This is a genomic window from Pseudomonas sp. AE27 (genome assembly GCF_037113495.1).
In the GTDB taxonomy this organism is placed as follows: domain Bacteria; phylum Pseudomonadota; class Gammaproteobacteria; order Pseudomonadales; family Pseudomonadaceae; genus Aquipseudomonas; species Aquipseudomonas palmensis.
Genome location: NZ_CP146966.1, coordinates 5,076,936 through 5,092,905, shown reverse-complemented (window position 1 = coordinate 5,092,905; position 15,970 = coordinate 5,076,936). Strand labels below are relative to the sequence as shown.

General features: G+C 66.3%; 16 protein-coding genes. 9 read left to right on the top strand and 7 right to left on the bottom strand.

Going from position 1 to position 15,970, the window contains the following annotated elements; translation table 11 throughout:
* Nucleotides 1–87: 87 nt before the first annotated feature.
* Genes ftsX through ftsY form a run of 3 tightly spaced genes read right to left on the bottom strand, consistent with a single transcriptional unit; the run spans nt 88 to nt 3,244 of the window.
* A complete protein-coding gene (gene ftsX, locus V9K84_RS23380; protein WP_043860123.1) occupies nt 88–1,119 on the bottom strand; it encodes a permease-like cell division protein FtsX in 1,032 nt (343 codons plus the stop codon).
* The gene (ftsE, locus tag V9K84_RS23375; RefSeq protein ID WP_043860122.1) at nt 1,116–1,787 is read right to left on the bottom strand and encodes a cell division ATP-binding protein FtsE; all 672 of its coding nucleotides are present in this window, start codon (nt 1,785–1,787) and stop codon (nt 1,116–1,118) included. The genes ftsX and ftsE overlap by 4 nt, the downstream gene beginning before the upstream one ends.
* Nucleotides 1,784–3,244, bottom strand: a complete 1,461-nt coding sequence (ftsY, locus tag V9K84_RS23370) for a signal recognition particle-docking protein FtsY (protein ID WP_088514645.1) — start codon at nt 3,242–3,244, stop codon at nt 1,784–1,786. Before ftsY ends, ftsE begins: the two co-directional genes overlap by 4 nt.
* 229 nt (nt 3,245–3,473) lie before the next feature.
* Here ftsY and V9K84_RS23365 point away from each other — a divergent pair, with 229 nt between their 5' ends.
* The 4 genes from V9K84_RS23365 (at nt 3,474) to V9K84_RS23350 (ending at nt 8,185) form a co-directional block, all read left to right on the top strand.
* Nucleotides 3,474–4,829, top strand: coding sequence for a pitrilysin family protein (locus V9K84_RS23365; RefSeq protein ID WP_054915538.1), 1,356 nt, complete (start codon nt 3,474–3,476; stop codon nt 4,827–4,829).
* Nucleotides 4,830–4,893: 64 nt separating this feature from the next.
* Nucleotides 4,894–6,300 carry a pitrilysin family protein gene (locus V9K84_RS23360; RefSeq protein WP_338794414.1) on the top strand — a complete coding sequence of 469 codons (1,407 nt, stop codon included), beginning with the start codon at nt 4,894–4,896 and terminating at the stop codon, nt 6,298–6,300.
* A complete protein-coding gene (rsmD, locus tag V9K84_RS23355; protein WP_043859992.1) occupies nt 6,300–6,896 on the top strand; it encodes a 16S rRNA (guanine(966)-N(2))-methyltransferase RsmD in 597 nt (198 codons plus the stop codon). The genes V9K84_RS23360 and rsmD overlap by 1 nt, the downstream gene beginning before the upstream one ends.
* A 293-nt stretch (nt 6,897–7,189) precedes the next feature.
* On the top strand, nt 7,190–8,185 hold the full coding sequence (locus V9K84_RS23350; RefSeq protein WP_043859993.1) for a hydrolase: 996 nt from the start codon (nt 7,190–7,192) through the stop codon (nt 8,183–8,185).
* Here V9K84_RS23350 and V9K84_RS23345 read toward each other — a convergent pair whose 3' ends face one another.
* Both V9K84_RS23345 and V9K84_RS23340 read right to left on the bottom strand, forming a co-directional pair.
* Nucleotides 8,186–9,040, bottom strand: coding sequence for a sulfurtransferase (locus V9K84_RS23345; protein ID WP_058541851.1), 855 nt, complete (start codon nt 9,038–9,040; stop codon nt 8,186–8,188). It lies immediately after the preceding gene.
* 36 nt (nt 9,041–9,076) lie between these two features.
* Nucleotides 9,077–9,742: a TetR/AcrR family transcriptional regulator gene (locus tag V9K84_RS23340; RefSeq protein ID WP_043859994.1), complete on the bottom strand. Its 666-nt coding sequence runs from the start codon at nt 9,740–9,742 to the stop codon at nt 9,077–9,079.
* Nucleotides 9,743–9,866: 124 nt separating this feature from the next.
* Between V9K84_RS23340 and V9K84_RS23335 the strand changes: the two genes are divergently transcribed.
* The 3 genes from V9K84_RS23335 (at nt 9,867) to V9K84_RS23325 (ending at nt 12,277) form a co-directional block, all read left to right on the top strand.
* Entirely contained in the window at nt 9,867–11,258 is a 1,392-nt protein-coding gene (locus tag V9K84_RS23335) for a coniferyl aldehyde dehydrogenase (RefSeq protein ID WP_256582814.1), read from the top strand.
* Between the two features lie 178 nt (nt 11,259–11,436).
* Complete coding sequence (coaD, locus tag V9K84_RS23330; protein ID WP_043859996.1) at nt 11,437–11,916, top strand: pantetheine-phosphate adenylyltransferase; 480 nt, start codon at nt 11,437–11,439, stop codon at nt 11,914–11,916.
* Between the two features lie 109 nt (nt 11,917–12,025).
* Entirely contained in the window at nt 12,026–12,277 is a 252-nt protein-coding gene (locus tag V9K84_RS23325; protein WP_011531711.1) for a YfhL family 4Fe-4S dicluster ferredoxin, read from the top strand.
* Nucleotides 12,278–12,286: 9 nt separating this feature from the next.
* Here the strand turns inward: V9K84_RS23325 and mutM are convergent, their stop codons facing one another.
* Nucleotides 12,287–13,099: a bifunctional DNA-formamidopyrimidine glycosylase/DNA-(apurinic or apyrimidinic site) lyase gene (mutM, locus tag V9K84_RS23320; protein ID WP_088514642.1), complete on the bottom strand. Its 813-nt coding sequence runs from the start codon at nt 13,097–13,099 to the stop codon at nt 12,287–12,289.
* Nucleotides 13,100–13,102: 3 nt separating this feature from the next.
* Nucleotides 13,103–13,969 (bottom strand): HDOD domain-containing protein, encoded by an 867-nt coding sequence (locus V9K84_RS23315; protein ID WP_043859998.1) that lies wholly within the window; start codon nt 13,967–13,969, stop codon nt 13,103–13,105.
* 137 nt (nt 13,970–14,106) lie between these two features.
* On the opposite strand from V9K84_RS23315, the gene V9K84_RS23310 reads away from it, so the two are divergent.
* Entirely contained in the window at nt 14,107–14,646 is a 540-nt protein-coding gene (locus V9K84_RS23310) for a type 1 glutamine amidotransferase domain-containing protein (protein WP_058541779.1), read from the top strand.
* A gap of 76 nt (nt 14,647–14,722) precedes the next feature.
* The gene (locus tag V9K84_RS23305; RefSeq protein ID WP_043860000.1) at nt 14,723–15,919 is read left to right on the top strand and encodes a class I SAM-dependent rRNA methyltransferase; all 1,197 of its coding nucleotides are present in this window, start codon (nt 14,723–14,725) and stop codon (nt 15,917–15,919) included.
* Nucleotides 15,920–15,970 lie beyond the last annotated feature (51 nt).

Sequence of the window (15,970 nt, the reverse complement as noted above, 5' to 3'; positions counted from 1 at the left end):
ATTGTGCCATCAGGCACTGCCACCATTGACCGGGAACCGCGAAACAAGTTCCCGAAATACACGATAGTCAATGACGGCTGGAAGACACTATCGCGGTGCAAGCTCACGCAGATGCCGAGCGACCGCAATCCAAGCACCGATATACCCTAACAGCACCGCCCCAAGCAAGAGCGACAGACCATCGGCAGGCGGCACCCCGGCCAGCGAGAAATCGCTGCCGTAAAGACCCGACAGGCCGACGACCGCGTCATCCAGCCAGTTGAGGCCGAACGCCAGTACCCCCCAGGACAGTACGCCTGCCCCCAGGCCATACAGCGCGCCCATGTACAGGAACGGCCGGCGCACGTAGGCATCGGTACCGCCCACCAGCTTGATGACCTCGATTTCGGTACGGCGGTTCTCGATATGCAGGCGAATGGTGTTGCCGATGACCAGCAGCAGCGCCGACACCAGCAGCACGGTCAGGCCGAAGACAAAGCGATCACCCAGCTTGAGGATCGCCGCCAGCCGCTCCACCCACACCAGGTCGAGCTGGGCCAGTTCCACCTTGGGCAGTTCGGCCAGGCGTTGGCGCAGGGCCTCCAGCGCTGGCTTGTCGACTTCGGCCGGGGTCACCACGACCACGCCAGGCAAGGGGTTCTCCGGCAGCTCGCGCAAGGCCTCGCCCAGCCCGGACTGCTGCTGGAACTCGTCGAGGGCCTGTTCACGGCTGACATACTCGGCATCGGCCACCCCCGGCATGCCCTTGATCTGGGTACGCAGGGCTTCGCCTTCGCTCACGCTGGCGTCAAGTTTGAGGTACAGCGAAATCTGCGCTGCACGCTGCCACGAGCCGCCCAGGCGCTCGACATTGCTCAGCAGCAGCGACAACCCCATCGGCAGGCTCAGGGCCACGGCCATCACCAGGCAGGTGAAGAAGCTGCCGATCGGCTGCTTGCCCAGGCGACGCAGGCTGTCGAGCAGGCTGGAGCGATGGCTTTCCAGCCAGGCGTGCAGCAGTGTGCTGAAATCCGGGCCGTCATCGTCATCATCACGGCGCTTTTTCTGTTTCTGAGGGCTTGGCTCGGCTGCCGCAGGGGCCACCCGCTCGGACACCTTGGGACTACGTGTTGCACTCATTGCCCGGCCTCCCCATCGCCGATCAAGCGGCCGCGCTGCAGGGTCAGCATGCGATGGCGCATGCGCGCGATCAGCGCCAGGTCGTGGCTGGCGATCAGCACGCTGGTGCCCAGGCGGTTGATATCTTCGAAAACACCCATGATCTCGGCCGCCAGGCGCGGGTCGAGGTTGCCGGTGGGTTCATCCGCCAGCAACAGGGCCGGGCGGTGCACGATGGCACGCGCAATGCCCACCCGTTGCTGCTGGCCGGTGGACAGGTCGCCGGGGAACAGCTGGGCCTTGTCCGACAGGGCCACACGCTCCAGCGCCGCGTCCACACGCTTGGCCACCTCGACCTTGGACAGGCCCAGGATCTGCAGCGGCAGGGCGACGTTGTTGAACACGGTACGGTCGAACAGCAGTTGGTGGTTCTGGAACACCACGCCGATCTGGCGACGCAGGAACGGGATCTGCGCGTTGCTGATCTGACCAAGGTCCTGGCCGGCCAGCAGCAGCTTGCCGCTGGTCGGACGCTCCATGGCCAGCAGCAGGCGCAGCAAGGTGCTCTTGCCCGCGCCGGAATGGCCGGTGACGAACAGGAACTCGCCCCGACGCACCCGAAAACTCAATTCATGCAGGCCAACGTGACCGTTAGGGTAACGCTTGGCGACCTGTTCGAATCGGATCATGAAGGCTCCCGCTCGGCAAACAAGGCTTGTACGAAGGGCTCGGCTTCGAAGGTGCGCAGGTCATCGATGCCTTCGCCCACACCAATGTAGCGGATAGGCAGGCCGAACTGCTTGGCCAGGGCGAAGATCACCCCGCCCTTGGCGGTGCCGTCGAGCTTGGTCAGCGCCAGGCCGGTGAGCTCCACGCTCTGGTTGAAGTGCTTGGCCTGGTTGATGGCGTTCTGCCCGGTGCCGGCGTCCAGCACCAGCAGCACCTCGTGCGGCGCGTCGGCGTCCAGCTTGCCGATCACGCGGCGAACCTTCTTCAGCTCTTCCATCAGGTTGTCTTTGGTGTGCAGGCGACCGGCGGTGTCGGCGATCAGCACGTCGATGTTGCGCGCCTTGGCCGCCTGCACCGCGTCGAAGATCACCGAAGCGGAGTCGGCGCCGGTGTGCTGGGCGATCACCGGGATCTGGTTGCGCTCGCCCCATACCTGCAGCTGCTCCACCGCGGCAGCACGGAAGGTGTCGCCGGCGGCCAGCATGACCTTCTTGCCTTCGAGCTGGAGCTTTTTCGCCAGCTTGCCGATGGTGGTGGTCTTGCCGGCGCCGTTGACGCCGACCACCAGGATCACGAACGGCTTGTTCGCGGCATGCACCTTCAGCGGCTGTTCGACCGGCTTGAGCAGGTCGGTCAGCTCGCCCTGCAGCGACTTGTACAGGGCATCGGCATCGGCCAGCTGCTTGCGTGCGACCTTCTGGGTCAGGCTCTGCACGATCACCGAGGTGGCCTCGACGCCGACGTCGGCGGTCAGCAGGCGGGTCTCGATCTCTTCGAGCAGGTCGTCGTCGATGACCTTCTTGCCCAGGAACAGGCTGGCCATGCCCTCGCCGATACTGGCGCTGGTCTTGGACAGGCCCTGCTTGAGACGGGCGAAGAAGCCGGCCTTGGTGGTGGTTTCAGGCGCCGACGGGGCGGCCTCGGGAACAGGCAGGGCGACCTCGGTGGCCGCAACAGGTGCGGGCGGCACCACTGCAGGCGGCTCGACCACCGGCTCGGGTGCGCTGTACTGCGGGGCAGGCTCGATCACCGGCTCGGGCGCGCTGTACTGCGGTACAGGCTCGATCACCGGCTCGGGCGCAGCGTACTGCGGGGCAGGCTCGAGGGCTGGGCGCTCGGGAATCGGCGGGGGGACGTGGGGCTCGAGGTCGGCCACCAGCGCCACCGGCTCTTCGGGCACCGGCAGCACCAGGCTGCTGGGGTGATCCTCGACGGCGACGGGCGCGCTCGCGACCGGGGCGGGCTCGACGGCTACCGGCTCAGGCATAGTCGGGGCGATAGGCTCCAGCGCCTCTGGCACTGGGGTTTCGGGCTGTTCGACAACAGGTTGCTGGGGCTTTTTGCGCAGCCAGCCGAACAGGCCTTTCTTTTCACCGGCCGCGGCCGGGGTCTTTTTGTCGTCGTTGGAACCAAACATGGAAGACGGCTATCTCAGGGTAGCGATGCGCCAGTGTGGCGCCTCAAAATTCTTCTAACGCAGAACAGACTATGGTCAAGCCGACTGGTTCATGCGCAACATTTTGTCGGGACGCCTGCAACGCTTGATCTCGACAGGCATGGTCGTCAGGCAACCGGATCAGTATCCTAGCACCTCCTAGCCCGCCGACGCTAAGGCCATGCGGGCAGCCCTACAGGTTGAATCATCAATGAATGCTCTAGCCCGCCGCGCCGCCGGCCTGCTGCTCAGCACAATTGTCATGCCCCTGGTGGCGGTTGCCGCCGACGTCCAGCCCACCCATGAATTCACCCTCGACAACGGCCTCAAGGTCATCGTGCGTGAAGACCATCGCGCCCCGGTGGTGGTATCGCAGGTCTGGTACAAGGTCGGCTCCAGCTACGAGACCCCGGGTCAGACCGGCTTGTCCCATGCCCTGGAACACATGATGTTCAAGGGCAGCAACAAGCTGGGGCCTGGCGAAGCCTCACGCATCCTGCGTGACCTGGGCGCCGAAGAGAACGCCTTCACCAGCGACGACTACACCGCCTACTACCAGGTGCTGGCCCGCGACCGCCTGGGCGTGGCCCTGGAACTGGAAGCCGATCGCATGGGCAGCCTGCGCCTGCCGCCCGAAGAGTTCAGCCGCGAAATCGAGGTCATCAAGGAAGAGCGCCGCCTGCGCGTCGACGATCAGCCCAACTCCAAGGCCATGGAGCTGTTCAGCGCCATGGCCCACCCGGCCAGCGGCTACCACACCCCGACCATCGGCTGGATGGCCGACCTCGAACGCATGAAGGTCGAAGAGCTGCGCCACTGGTACGAAGCCTGGTACGTGCCCAACAACGCCACCCTGGTGGTGGTCGGCGACGTCACCGCCGACGAGGTCAAGGGCCTGGCCCAGCGTTACTTCGGTGCCATCCCCAAGCGCGCCACACCCCCTGCCAAACTGCCGCTGGAACTGGCCGAGCCGGGCCTGCGCCAGCTCACCGTGCATGTGCGCACCCAACTGCCGAGCCTGATCTACGGCTTCAACGTGCCGGGCCTGGCCACCGCCAAGGACCCGCGCAGCGTCCACGCCCTGCGCCTGATCGCGGCCCTGCTCGACGGCGGCTACAGCGCGCGCATGGCCACCCGCCTGGAACGCGGTCAGGAGCTGGTGGCCGGCGCGTCGGCCAGCTACAACCCGTTCACCCGTGGCGACAGCCTGTTCGTGCTCTCCGCGGTGCCCAACACGCAGAAGAAAAAGACCCTGGCCGAGGTCGAAAGCGGCGTCTGGAAGCTGCTCGACGAGCTGAAAACCACCCCGCCAACCGCTGAAGAGCTGGAGCGCGTGCGCGCCCAGGTGATCGCCGGGCTGGTCTACGACCGCGACTCGATCAGCAGCCAGGCCACCACCATCGGCCAACTGGAGACCGTCGGGCTGTCGTGGAAGCTCATCGACAAGGAGCTCGACGAGCTCAAGAGCGTGACCCCGGCCGACATCCAGAATGCCGCCCGCACCTATTTCACCCGCGAACGCCTGAGCGTTGCGCATGTATTGCCCGAGGAGCAGGCGCATGACTGAGCACACCACCCCACGCCACACCCCGAAGGGCCGCGGCGTATTCGGCGCGTTGCTGCTGAGCGCCGTGTGCCTGGCCGGCCCCGCCCATGCCGACACCGCGGCCGCCAAGCCCGGCGCCAACCTGCAATCGCTGGCCGAGCTGGACGGCAAGGCACCGAGCCGACGCAACCTCGACATCAAGACCTGGAACACCGCCGAAGGCGCCAAGGTGCTGTTCGTCGAAGCCCACGAACTGCCGATGTTCGACCTGCGCCTGACCTTCGCCGCCGGCAGCAGCCAGGACGGTAACCTGCCGGGCCTGGCCACCCTGACCAACGCCATGCTCAACGAAGGCGTGGCGGGCAAGGACGTCGGCGCCATCGCCGCCGGCTTCGAAGGCCTGGGCGCGGATTTCGGCAACGGTGCCTACCGCGACATGGCGGTGGCCTCGCTGCGCAGCCTGAGCGCCAAGGACAAGCGCGAGCCGGCCCTGAAGCTGTTCGCCGAAGTGGTGGGCAAGCCGACCTTCCCTGAAGACGCGCTCAAGCGCATCAAGAACCAGATGCTCGCCGGCTTCGAGTACCAGAAGCAGAACCCCGGCAAGCTGGCCAGCATCGAGCTGTTCGAGAAGCTCTACGGCAAGCATCCCTACGGGCACCCCAGCGATGGCGACGCCAGGAGCATCCCGCCGATCACCCTGGACCAGCTGCGCGCTTTCCATGCCAAGGCCTATGCCGCCGGCAACGTGGTGATAGCACTGGTCGGCGACCTCAGCCGCACGGAAGCCGAGGCGATTGCCGCGCAGGTCTCCGCCGCGCTGCCCAAGGGCCCGGCGTTGCCCAAGCTGGCACAACCGAGCGAACCCAAGCCGGGCGTCAACCACATCGACTTCCCGTCCAAGCAGACCCACCTGATGCTGGCCCAGCTGGGCATCGACCGCGCCGACCCGGACTACGCGGCCCTGTCGCTGGGCAACTCGATCCTCGGCGGCGGCGCCTTCGGCACCCGCCTGATGAGCGAAGTGCGCGAAAAGCGCGGCCTGACCTACGGCGTGTACTCGGTGTTCAGCCCGATGCAGGTGCGTGGCCCGTTCATGATCAACCTGCAGACCCGTGCCGAACTCAGCGAAGGCACGCTCAAGCTGGTACAGGACATCCTGCGTGACTACCTCAAGACCGGCCCCACCCAGCAGGAGCTGGACGATGCCAAGCGCGAACTGGCCGGCAGCTTCCCGCTGTCCACCGCCAGCAATGCGAGCATCGTCGGCCAACTGGGGGCCATCGGCTTCTATGACCTGCCGCTGAATTTCCTCGAGGACTTCATGCAGAAGTCCCAGAGTCTCACCGTCGAGCAGGTGCGTGCTGCCCTCAACAAGCACCTGGCCGCCGACAAGATGGTCATCGTGACCGCCGGGCCGAAGGTGGCGCAACAGCCGCTGCCACCGCCCACTGACAAACCCGTCGAGCAGCCGCTTGGCGTACCGGAGCATTAATGGCCAGTCCATCCGCCAAATCCAAGGCCGCCGCCCACGGCGGCCAGGGCCAGTTGCGCATCATCGCCGGCGAGTGGCGCAGCCGCCGCCTGAGCTTTCCTGACGCACCGGGTCTGCGCCCTACCCCCGACCGGGTGCGCGAAACCCTGTTCAACTGGCTGACCGCGCACATCGAGGGCGCCCGCGTGCTGGATGCCTTTGCCGGCAGCGGCGCGCTGTTTCTCGAAGCACTGTCGCGCGGCGCGGCCTCGGCCGTGGCGCTGGACAGCAACCGCGCCGCCATCGAGAACCTCAAGGACAACCTGGAGCTGCTGCGCTGCCCCACCGGGCAGGTGATCCAGACCGACGTGGTGCGCTACCTGCAAGGCGAGCCCAAGGCCCCGTTCGACGTGGTGTTCCTCGACCCGCCCTTCCACCAGGACCTGCTGCCGGCCACCTGTGCACTGCTCGAAGAGCGCCACTGGCTGGCCGAGCACGCGTGGATCTACACCGAAAGCGAAACCGCGCCGTCGACCCTGCAACTGCCGGGCAACTGGCGCCTGCACCGGGAAAAGAAGGCCGGTCAGGTGCACTATGCCTTGTGGGAGCGCGGCTGAACGTCGCCCCGCCTCCAGCAAACTGCAGCCGCCGCCTGAGGTGCTTTGCCTGATCGTGCTCCGGCGCTCCCCAGGCACGGCGCCGATCACCAACCGGCTTGTGCGTGCCGCCTGCACCACCACAGGGCTGCTGACCCTCAGCAGCCCAGCACACCCTTCCACGACCTCAGCCTCGCCAACCGACAGCCCTTGCCCGAAGTGACGCTTGCTGAATATGCTTTGGCGGCAGCAGACCTGCGCTTGCGCACATACACTGATCACAGGGTCTGCCGCCCGCTCAAGAGACCTCGACGATGTCCAGCGCCACCCCACCCCCGTTCAAGCCAGCCACCGGCCTGCGCAACCCCCATGTGCAGACGCTCTGGGGCCCGCTCTGGCGCAAATCGCCACCGCTGGCACATCGGCGCGAGCGCCTGTGGCTGGCCGACGGCGATTTCCTCGACCTGGACTGGCACGGCCCGCTTGCCACCACCACGCCACTGGTGGTGGTACTGCACGGCCTGACCGGCTCGTCGACCTCCCATTACGTCATCGGCCTGCAGCGCGCCCTGGCGGCGCAGGGCTGGGCCAGCGTGGCGGTCAACTGGCGCGGATGCTCGGGCGAGCCGAACCTGTTGCCGCGCAGCTACCACTCCGGCGCCAGCGAAGACCTGGCCGAAGTCATCGCCCACCTGCGCACCCAGCGCCCGCAGGCACCGCTGTACGCGGTGGGTTATTCGCTGGGTGGCAACGTGCTGCTCAAGCACCTGGGGGAAGCGGGTACGGCCAGCCAGCTGCAGGCGGCCGTGGCGGTGTCGGTGCCGTTTCGCCTGGACCAGTGCGCCGATCGCATCGGCCTGGGGTTTTCACGGGTGTACCAGGCGCACTTCATGCGCGCCATGCTGGGCTACGTGAAGGACAAGCAGCGCCACTTCCAGCACCACGGTCACCATGAGGGCCTGGCAACCCTGGACCGCCTCGGCCCGCTGGAAAACCTGCGCACCTTCTGGGATTTCGACGGCCGCGTCACCGCGCCGCTGAACGGCTTCAGCGACGCCCACGACTACTACCAGCGCTCGTCGAGCCGCTACTACCTGGGTGAAAACCGTACGCCCACGCTGATCATCCATGCCCAGGACGATCCGTTCGTGTTCAGCCACAGCCTGCCAGGGGCCGCCGAACTGGCCAGCCAGACCACCCTGGAGCTGCACCGTCATGGCGGTCACGTGGGCTTTGTCGACGGCAGCCTGCGCCAACCCGGCTACTACCTGGAGCGGCGCATTCCACAGTGGCTGGCCAGCGGGGCCTGATCAGTCGCCCTTGGCCACCGGACGCTGCGGGTCGGTGATCCACTCGCTCCACGAACCGGCGTACAGCCGTGCCAGCGGATAACCGGCCAAGGCCAGGGCGAACAGGTTATGGCAGGCCGTCACCCCCGAGCCGCAATAGGCCACCAGCGCCTGCGGCTGGCGCGTACCGAGCAAGGCGGCAAAGCGCTGCTTGAGCTGCTGGGGCGACAGAAAACGACCATCGGGCCCCAGGTTGTCGGTGAAGGCCGCGCAATGCGCACCGGGGATATGCCCGGCCACCGGGTCGATGGGCTCCACCTCGCCGCGAAAACGCGGCAGCGCACGGGCGTCGAGCAGGGTCAGATCGGGCGTGCCCAGGCCATTGGCCAACTCGGCGGCGTCCAGCACCAGGCTCGCATCGGGCTGCCCGCTGAAGCTGCCTTCACGCTTGTCACAGGCATCCAGGCTCAGCGGCAACCCGGCCGCGTGCCAGGCCTTGAGCCCGCCATCGAGGATCGCCACCCCGTCGCGCTTGCCCAGCCATGCCAGCAACCACCAGGCCCGCGCGGCAAAGGCCCCGGGGCCATCGTCGTAGAGCACCACGTCGCTGTCGTTGTCGATGCCCCAGCTGCGCAGCCGTTGGATCAGTTGCTGCGGGTCGGGCAAGGGGTGGCGACCGGTCACGCCCTTGACCACCGGCCCGCTCAGGTCACGCTCCAGGTCGGCGAAGTGCGCGCCGGCGATATGCCCTTCGGCATAGCTGCGCTGGCCATAGTCGACGTCTTCCAGGGCAAAGCGACAATCGAGAATCACCAGCTTCGGAGCGCCCAGGCGCTCTGCCAGTTGCTGGGGTGCGATCAGTTGCGCGAGTGGCATGTCGGTCTCCATATCGATTCAAAGGGGGTGGGCGGCCTACTGTTCCAGTGCCTGGTCCAGCGGCACGTAGAATTCCTTGCACAGCGCATCCACTGCAGGGCGCGCGCTGGCGGTGACGAAACCGAGCTCCAGCACCAGCACCTGGTACACGCCGCGCTTGATCGCCTCTTCGCTCAGGTGCGCGGAGTGCTCGCGGGTGGTGCACAGAAAGCGCACCCAGGAGGTCAGCACGATCCAGGCATTGAGGGTCAGCGATTCGATCTGCACGGTGTCCATGGCCACGATGTCGGCCTCGACGAAACCTCGGTAGATGGCCTGGCCCTGCAGCAGGCAGCGCTGCGAAAAACGTCGGTAGCGCGCAGCCAGGGTCGGGTCGTGGCCGAGCAGGTGTTCGAGGTCGCGGTGCAGGAAGCGGTAGTTCCACATCGCCGACAGCAGCGCCTCGAGGTAGAAGCGCTTGTCCTCGACGGTGGCGGCGCGCCCCTGGGGCGGGCGCAGAAAGCCTTCCACCAGCGCCTCGTACTGGGTGAACAGCACGGCGATGATCGCCTGCTTGTTGGCGAAGTGGTAATAGAGGTTGCCAGGCGAGATTTCCATGTGCGCAGCAATGTGGTTGGTGCTGACACTGCGTTCACCCTGCTGGTTGAACAGCTCGAGGCTGTTCTGCACGATGAGCTCGCGGGTCTTGATGCGCGGTGCCATGGTCAGCTCCAAAGGCATGAGCTTGAAGGAATAGGCTTATCTTACGGCGTATCCGCCACGGGATGTACCACCTGCACAACCGGCGTATATGCTCCAGGCACACTTGCCCTGCCACGGAGCCCGCATGCCCCTCCAGACCCTGTTCGAACAGCAGCGCCGGGCCTTTGCCGGGCTGCCCATGGCGCCGGCGGCGCAGCGCCTGCAGTGGCTTGCCAGCCTGCGCCGGCTGCTGCTGGCGAACCAGTTGGCCCTGGTCGCGGCGATCGACCGCGACTTTGCCGGGCGCAGCGCCGACGAGACCCTGCTGGCCGAACTGATGCCCAGCGTGCAGGGCATTCGCCACGCCGAGCGCCACCTCAAGGGCTGGATGAAGCCGGTGCGGCGCACGGTGGGCCTGGCGTTCCAGCCGGCCAGCGCGCGAGTGCTGTACCAGCCGCTGGGCGTGGTGGGCATCATCGTGCCGTGGAACTACCCGCTGTTTCTGGCCATCGGCCCGCTCACCGCGGCGCTGGCAGCGGGGAACCGGGTGATGCTCAAGCTCAGCGAAGCCACCCCGGCCACCGCGGCACTGCTTCAGCGCCTGCTGGGCGAAGTGTTTTCCGACGACCTGGTCAGCGTGGTGCTGGGCGATGCTGGCGTGGGCGAGGCCTTCTCGCGCCTGCCGTTCGATCACCTGCTGTTCACCGGCGCCACCAGCATCGGCCGCCAGGTGATGGCGGCGGCAGCCACCAACCTGACCCCGGTGACCCTGGAGCTGGGCGGCAAGTCGCCGGCCATCGTGTCGGCCAGTGTACCGCTGGCCCAGGCGGCCGAGCGCATCGCCTTCGGCAAGACCCTCAACGCCGGGCAGACCTGCGTTGCCCCGGACTACGCGCTGGTCCCGCGCGAGCGCCTGGAGGGCTTCGTGCAGGCCTATCGCGAGGCAGTGCTGCGGTTTTATCCACAGGTGCGAAACAACCCGGACTACAGCGCGATCATCAATGTGCGCCACCTGGCGCGCTTGGAAGGCTATTTGCGCGATGCCCGCGACAAGGGCGCCAGCGTGCTCGACCTGTACCTCGGCGAAGCCCGCGAAGGTCGGCGCCTGCCGCCGCAGGTGCTGCTGCAGGTCGATGACAGCATGCAGGTGATGCAGGACGAGATCTTCGGCCCGCTGCTGCCGGTGGTGCCCTATGACAGCCTGGCCGAGGCGCTGGCCTATGTGAACCAGCGCCCGCGCCCGCTGGCGCTGTACTACTTCGGCCACGACCGTGCCGAGCAGCGGCGGGTGCTGGAGCAGACCCATTCCGGCGGCGTGTGCCTGAACGACACCCTGCTGCACGTGGCCCAGGACGACCTGCCGTTTGGCGGGGTCGGGCCGTCGGGGATGGGCAACTACCACGGGCACGAGGGCTTCAAGACCTTCAGTCATGCCCGGGCGGTGTTCGCCAAGTCGCGGGTGAATGCGGCGCGGCTGATCTATCCGCCGTATGGGAAGGCGCTGCAGCGGTGGGTCTATCGTCTGTTCATTCGCTGACGTTGCAGCGACCCCATCGCGGGTCGATACTTTCAAGGCACCAGACACTCGGCCTGCAGCGGGTGACAAGCATTATCACGCCTGTCTATAGTGCCTTGAGCCGGCGATGGCGACTTGGCCGACCGCAGCTGCTGCGATACCATCCGACTCCCAAACGCACTCCTGCCAGGACGACGCGATGAACCGAGTGTTGTACCCAGGTACATTCGACCCTATTACCAAAGGCCATGGCGATCTGGTCGAGCGGGCCTCCCGGCTGTTCGACGAGGTGATCATCGCGGTCGCCGCCAGCCCCAAGAAGAACCCGCTGTTCCCCCTGGAACAACGGGTAGAGCTGGCGCGTGAGGTCACCAAGCACCTGCCCAACGTGCAGGTCATCGGCTTCTCCACGCTGCTGGCGCATTTCGCCAAGGAGCAGCAGGCCAATGTGTTCCTGCGCGGCCTGCGCGCGGTTTCGGACTTCGAGTACGAGTTCCAGCTGGCGAACATGAACCGGCAACTGGCGCCCGACGTCGAAAGCCTGTTCCTGACGCCGTCCGAGCGCTATTCGTTCATATCCTCGACCCTGGTGCGCGAAATCGCGGCGCTGGGCGGCGATATCACCAAGTTCGTGCACCCGGTAGTGGCTGACGCCCTCACCGAGCGCTTCAAGAAGTAGCCGCGCCCGCATCGAAAACCGCGCCCGCGTGCACTGCGGGCGTTAATGCGGCACAATTGTGCCCATTGGTTTTCATATGCCCGGGCCTGACGCCCCGGCCGGAGTCCCCATGTCCCTGATCATCACCGACGATTGCATCAATTGCGACGTCTGCGAACCCGAGTGCCCGAACGCCGCCATCTCCCAGGGCGAAGAGATCTACGTGATCGACCCCAACCTGTGCACCCAGTGCGTTGGCCATTACGACGAACCGCAGTGCCAGCAGGTCTGCCCGGTCGACTGCATCCCGCTGGATGAAGCGCACCCGGAAACCGAAGACGAGCTGATGGCCAAGTACCGCAGGATCACCGGCAAGGCCTGATACAGGCCGCTAGGTCTGGCAGCGCGGGCAGAACACGCTGGCGCGCTGGCCCAGGGTCACGTTGCGCAGCACCGTGCCACACACCTTGCACGGTTCTTCCCCGCGCCCGTACACGAACAGTTCCTGCTGGAAGTAGCCCGGCTGGCCGTCGCCGCCGATGAAGTCGCGCAGGGTGGTGCCGCCACGCTCGATGGCGGCGGCCAGGATGCGCTTGATCTCGATGGCCAGGCGCAGGTAGCGCGCCCGCGAAATGCCCCCGGCCGGGCGCCGCGGGTCGATGCCCGCCGCGAACAGCGCCTCGGTCGCATAGATGTTGCCCACCCCCACCACCACCGCGTTGTCCATGATGAACGGCTTGACCGCCATCGAGCGCCCGCGCGACAGCTGTAACAGCCGCTCGCCATCGAACAGGTCGGTCAGCGGCTCCGGGCCCAGGCGCAGCAGCAGCTCGTGCTGCAACGGGTCGGGGGCCCAGAGCATCGCGCCAAACCGGCGCGGGTCGGTGTAGCGCAGCGCCAGCCCCGACTCCAGCTCGATGTCCACATGCTCGTGCTTGGCCGCCGGCAGGCCGATCTCCACCAGCCGCAGGTTGCCCGACATGCCCAGGTGGCTGATCAGCGTGCCCACCTCGGCGTTGAGCAGCAGGTACTTGGCACGCCGTTCCACCGACACGAAGCGCTGCCCCGACAGGCGTACGTCGAGGTCTTCGGGTATCGGCCAGCGCAGGCGCCGCTCACGCACCACCACACGGCTGACACGCTGCCCTTCAAGGTACGGCGCAATGCCGCGGCGGGTGGTCTCGACTTCAGGTAGCTCGGGCATGGGTCAGTGCGCACCCATTTCGCGGATGGTCTGCTTGAGGTTCTCGAAGTCGTACTCCGACAGGCCCACGTAGTCGAGCACCAGGTGCCCGACGGTGTTCCATTCGTGGTCCACGCTCTGGTTGCCCAGCACCCGGTACGAGCTGCAGATGTGCTCGGCCATCTTCAGAATGGCCAGCAGGTTCTTGAGCTGGGTGTTGCGCGCCGAGTCGTCGCTGAACACCGCCAGGGCATTGTGGTGGTTGGCGATGGCGGCACTCACGTGCTCGGGCAGGCGCCACGACTTGGCCGTGTAGTAGCCGACCACGGCGTGGTTGGTGTTGAACGTGCGGTTCTCGGTGTCGACCACGCGCTTGTCGGGGCCGGCCTCGGCGTAGGCCTGCTCCAGGGTATGCATGTAGTCGGGGAAGCGCTTGTGCATCAGCGGCACGCCGCAATCGTGGAACAGCCCCAAGGCATAGGCTTCGTCCACCGCCTGCGAGCCGATGCGCTTGGCCAGGGTCAGGCAGGTCATGGCCACGTCCTGGGCGGTATCCCAGAAGCGGTTGAGGGTGACGATGGTGTCGTCGCTCATCTCGCCCTTGATCGACTGCGCGTTGATCAGGTTGATGATCGAGCGGCTGCCCAGCAGGTTCACCGCGCGCTGGATCGAGGCGATCTTGTTGGTCAGCCCGTAATACGGCGAATTGACCAGCTTGAGCAGTGCGCCGGAAAGGCCCGGGTCCTGGGAGATCAGCTTGGCGATGGTCTCCAGGTCCGGGTCGGGCATGTACTGCTCGAACTGCAGGTCGACCATGATCTGCGGCTGGGGCGGTACGCTGATGCCCTGCAGGGCTTGCTGGATCTGTTCGGCGGTAAGTTCCTGGGACATAGATACACACTCGGGGCTGAAGGGCGATTCTAACCCTGCAGGCGGGCCGGGAAACACCCGTTGATGGATTCAGAAGGAACTTTGCCTGCCCCGGGGCTGCCTGCTTACTACAGGTTCAACTCAACAGGAGCACGCAGATGACGACCCAACTGAACGGCAAGCGCGTGGCCATGCTGGTCACCGACGGCTTCGAGCAGGTAGAACTCACCGGGCCCAAGCAGGCCCTCGAGCAAAGCGGCGTGCGCGTCGACATCCTCTCGGCCAAACCGGGCACGGTCAAGGGCTGGAACCATGACAAGCCCGCCGACGACTTCAATGTGGACAACACCTTCGACAAGGCCGACGTCGCGGTCTACGACGCCATCGTGCTGCCCGGCGGCGTGCAGAACTCCGACACCATACGCATCGACCCCGGCGCCCAGAAGCTGGTCAAGGCCCACGACGCCAGCGGCAAGCCCCTGGCGGTGATCTGCCATGGCGCCTGGCTGCTGGTGTCGAGCCAGTTGGTCAAGGGCCGCAAGATGACCAGCTACAAGACCGTGCGCGACGACATCACCAATGCCGGCGGGCAGTGGCAGGATCAGGCCGTGGTCATCGACCGCAACCTGATCAGCAGCCGCCAGCCCGACGATATTCCCGCCTTCAACACCCAGCTGCTGCGCGCTTTGGGCGCCTGATCGGCTATTTGTCGCCGGCCGAGCCGCGTGCCCGGCCGACGCGCTATACTCCCGCTCTTTTTTCCGGAGCGACGTCATGTCCCTGCCCAGCCTTCGCCTCAAAGCCAACGCCGACCGCCGCCTGCGCGCCGGCCATCTGTGGGTGTACAGCAACGAAATCGACGTCGCCGCGACCCCGCTGCATGGCTTCAAGGCCGGCGACCAGGCGGTGCTCGAAGGTGCCGGCGGCAAGCCGCTGGGCATCGTCGCCATGAGCCCCAACAACCTGATCTGCGCGCGCCTGCTGTCGCGCGACGCCAAGCTGGCCCTGGACAAGTCGCTGCTGGTGCACCGCATCAACGTGGCCCTGTCGCTGCGCGAGCGCCTGTTCGACAAGCCGTTCTACCGCCTGGTGTACGGCGATTCGGACCTGCTGCCGGGCCTGGTGGTCGACCGTTTCGGCGACATCCTGGTGGTACAGCTGGCCTCGGCCACCATGGAACAGCACAAGGACGACGTGATCGCCGCCCTGGTGCAGGTGCTCAAACCCACCGGCATCCTGTTCAAGAACGACTCGGCGGCGCGTGATGCCGAAGGCCTGAACCGCTACGTCGAAACCGTGTTCGGCCTGGTGCCGGAGTGGGTGGCGCTGGAAGAGAACGGCGTGAAATTCGAAGCGCCGGTGATGGAAGGCCAGAAGACCGGCTGGTTCTACGACCACCGCATGAACCGCGCACGCCTGGCACCCTACGTCAAAGGCAAGCGCGTGCTCGACCTGTTCAGCTACATCGGTGGCTGGGGCGTGCAGGCCGGTGCGTTCGGCGCCAGCGAAGTGTTCTGTGTGGATGCCTCGGGCTTTGCCCTGGATGGCGTGGAGCGCAATGCGGCGCTCAACGGCATTGCCGAGAAGGTCACCTGCGTGGAAGGCGATGTGTTCGAGGCGCTGCGCGAGCTCAAGGCCGCTGAAGAGCGTTTCGACGTGATCGTGGCCGACCCGCCCGCGTTCATCAAGCGCAAGAAGGACCTGAAGAACGGCGAAGGCGCCTACCGCCGCCTGAACGAGCAGGCCATGCGCCTGCTGAGCAAGGACGGCATTCTGGTCAGCGCCTCGTGCTCGATGCACCTGCCCGAAGACGACCTGCAGAACATCCTGCTGACCAGCGCCCGCCACCTGGACCGCAACATGCAGCTGCTCGAACGCGGCGGCCAGGGCCCGGACCACCCGGTGCACCCGGCGATCCCGGAAACGCGCTACATCAAGAGCATCACCTGCCGGCTGCTGCCCAACAGCTGATTGCGCGGAATGAAAATCCCGGCCAGGTGCCGGGATTTTTTTTGCCTGTAA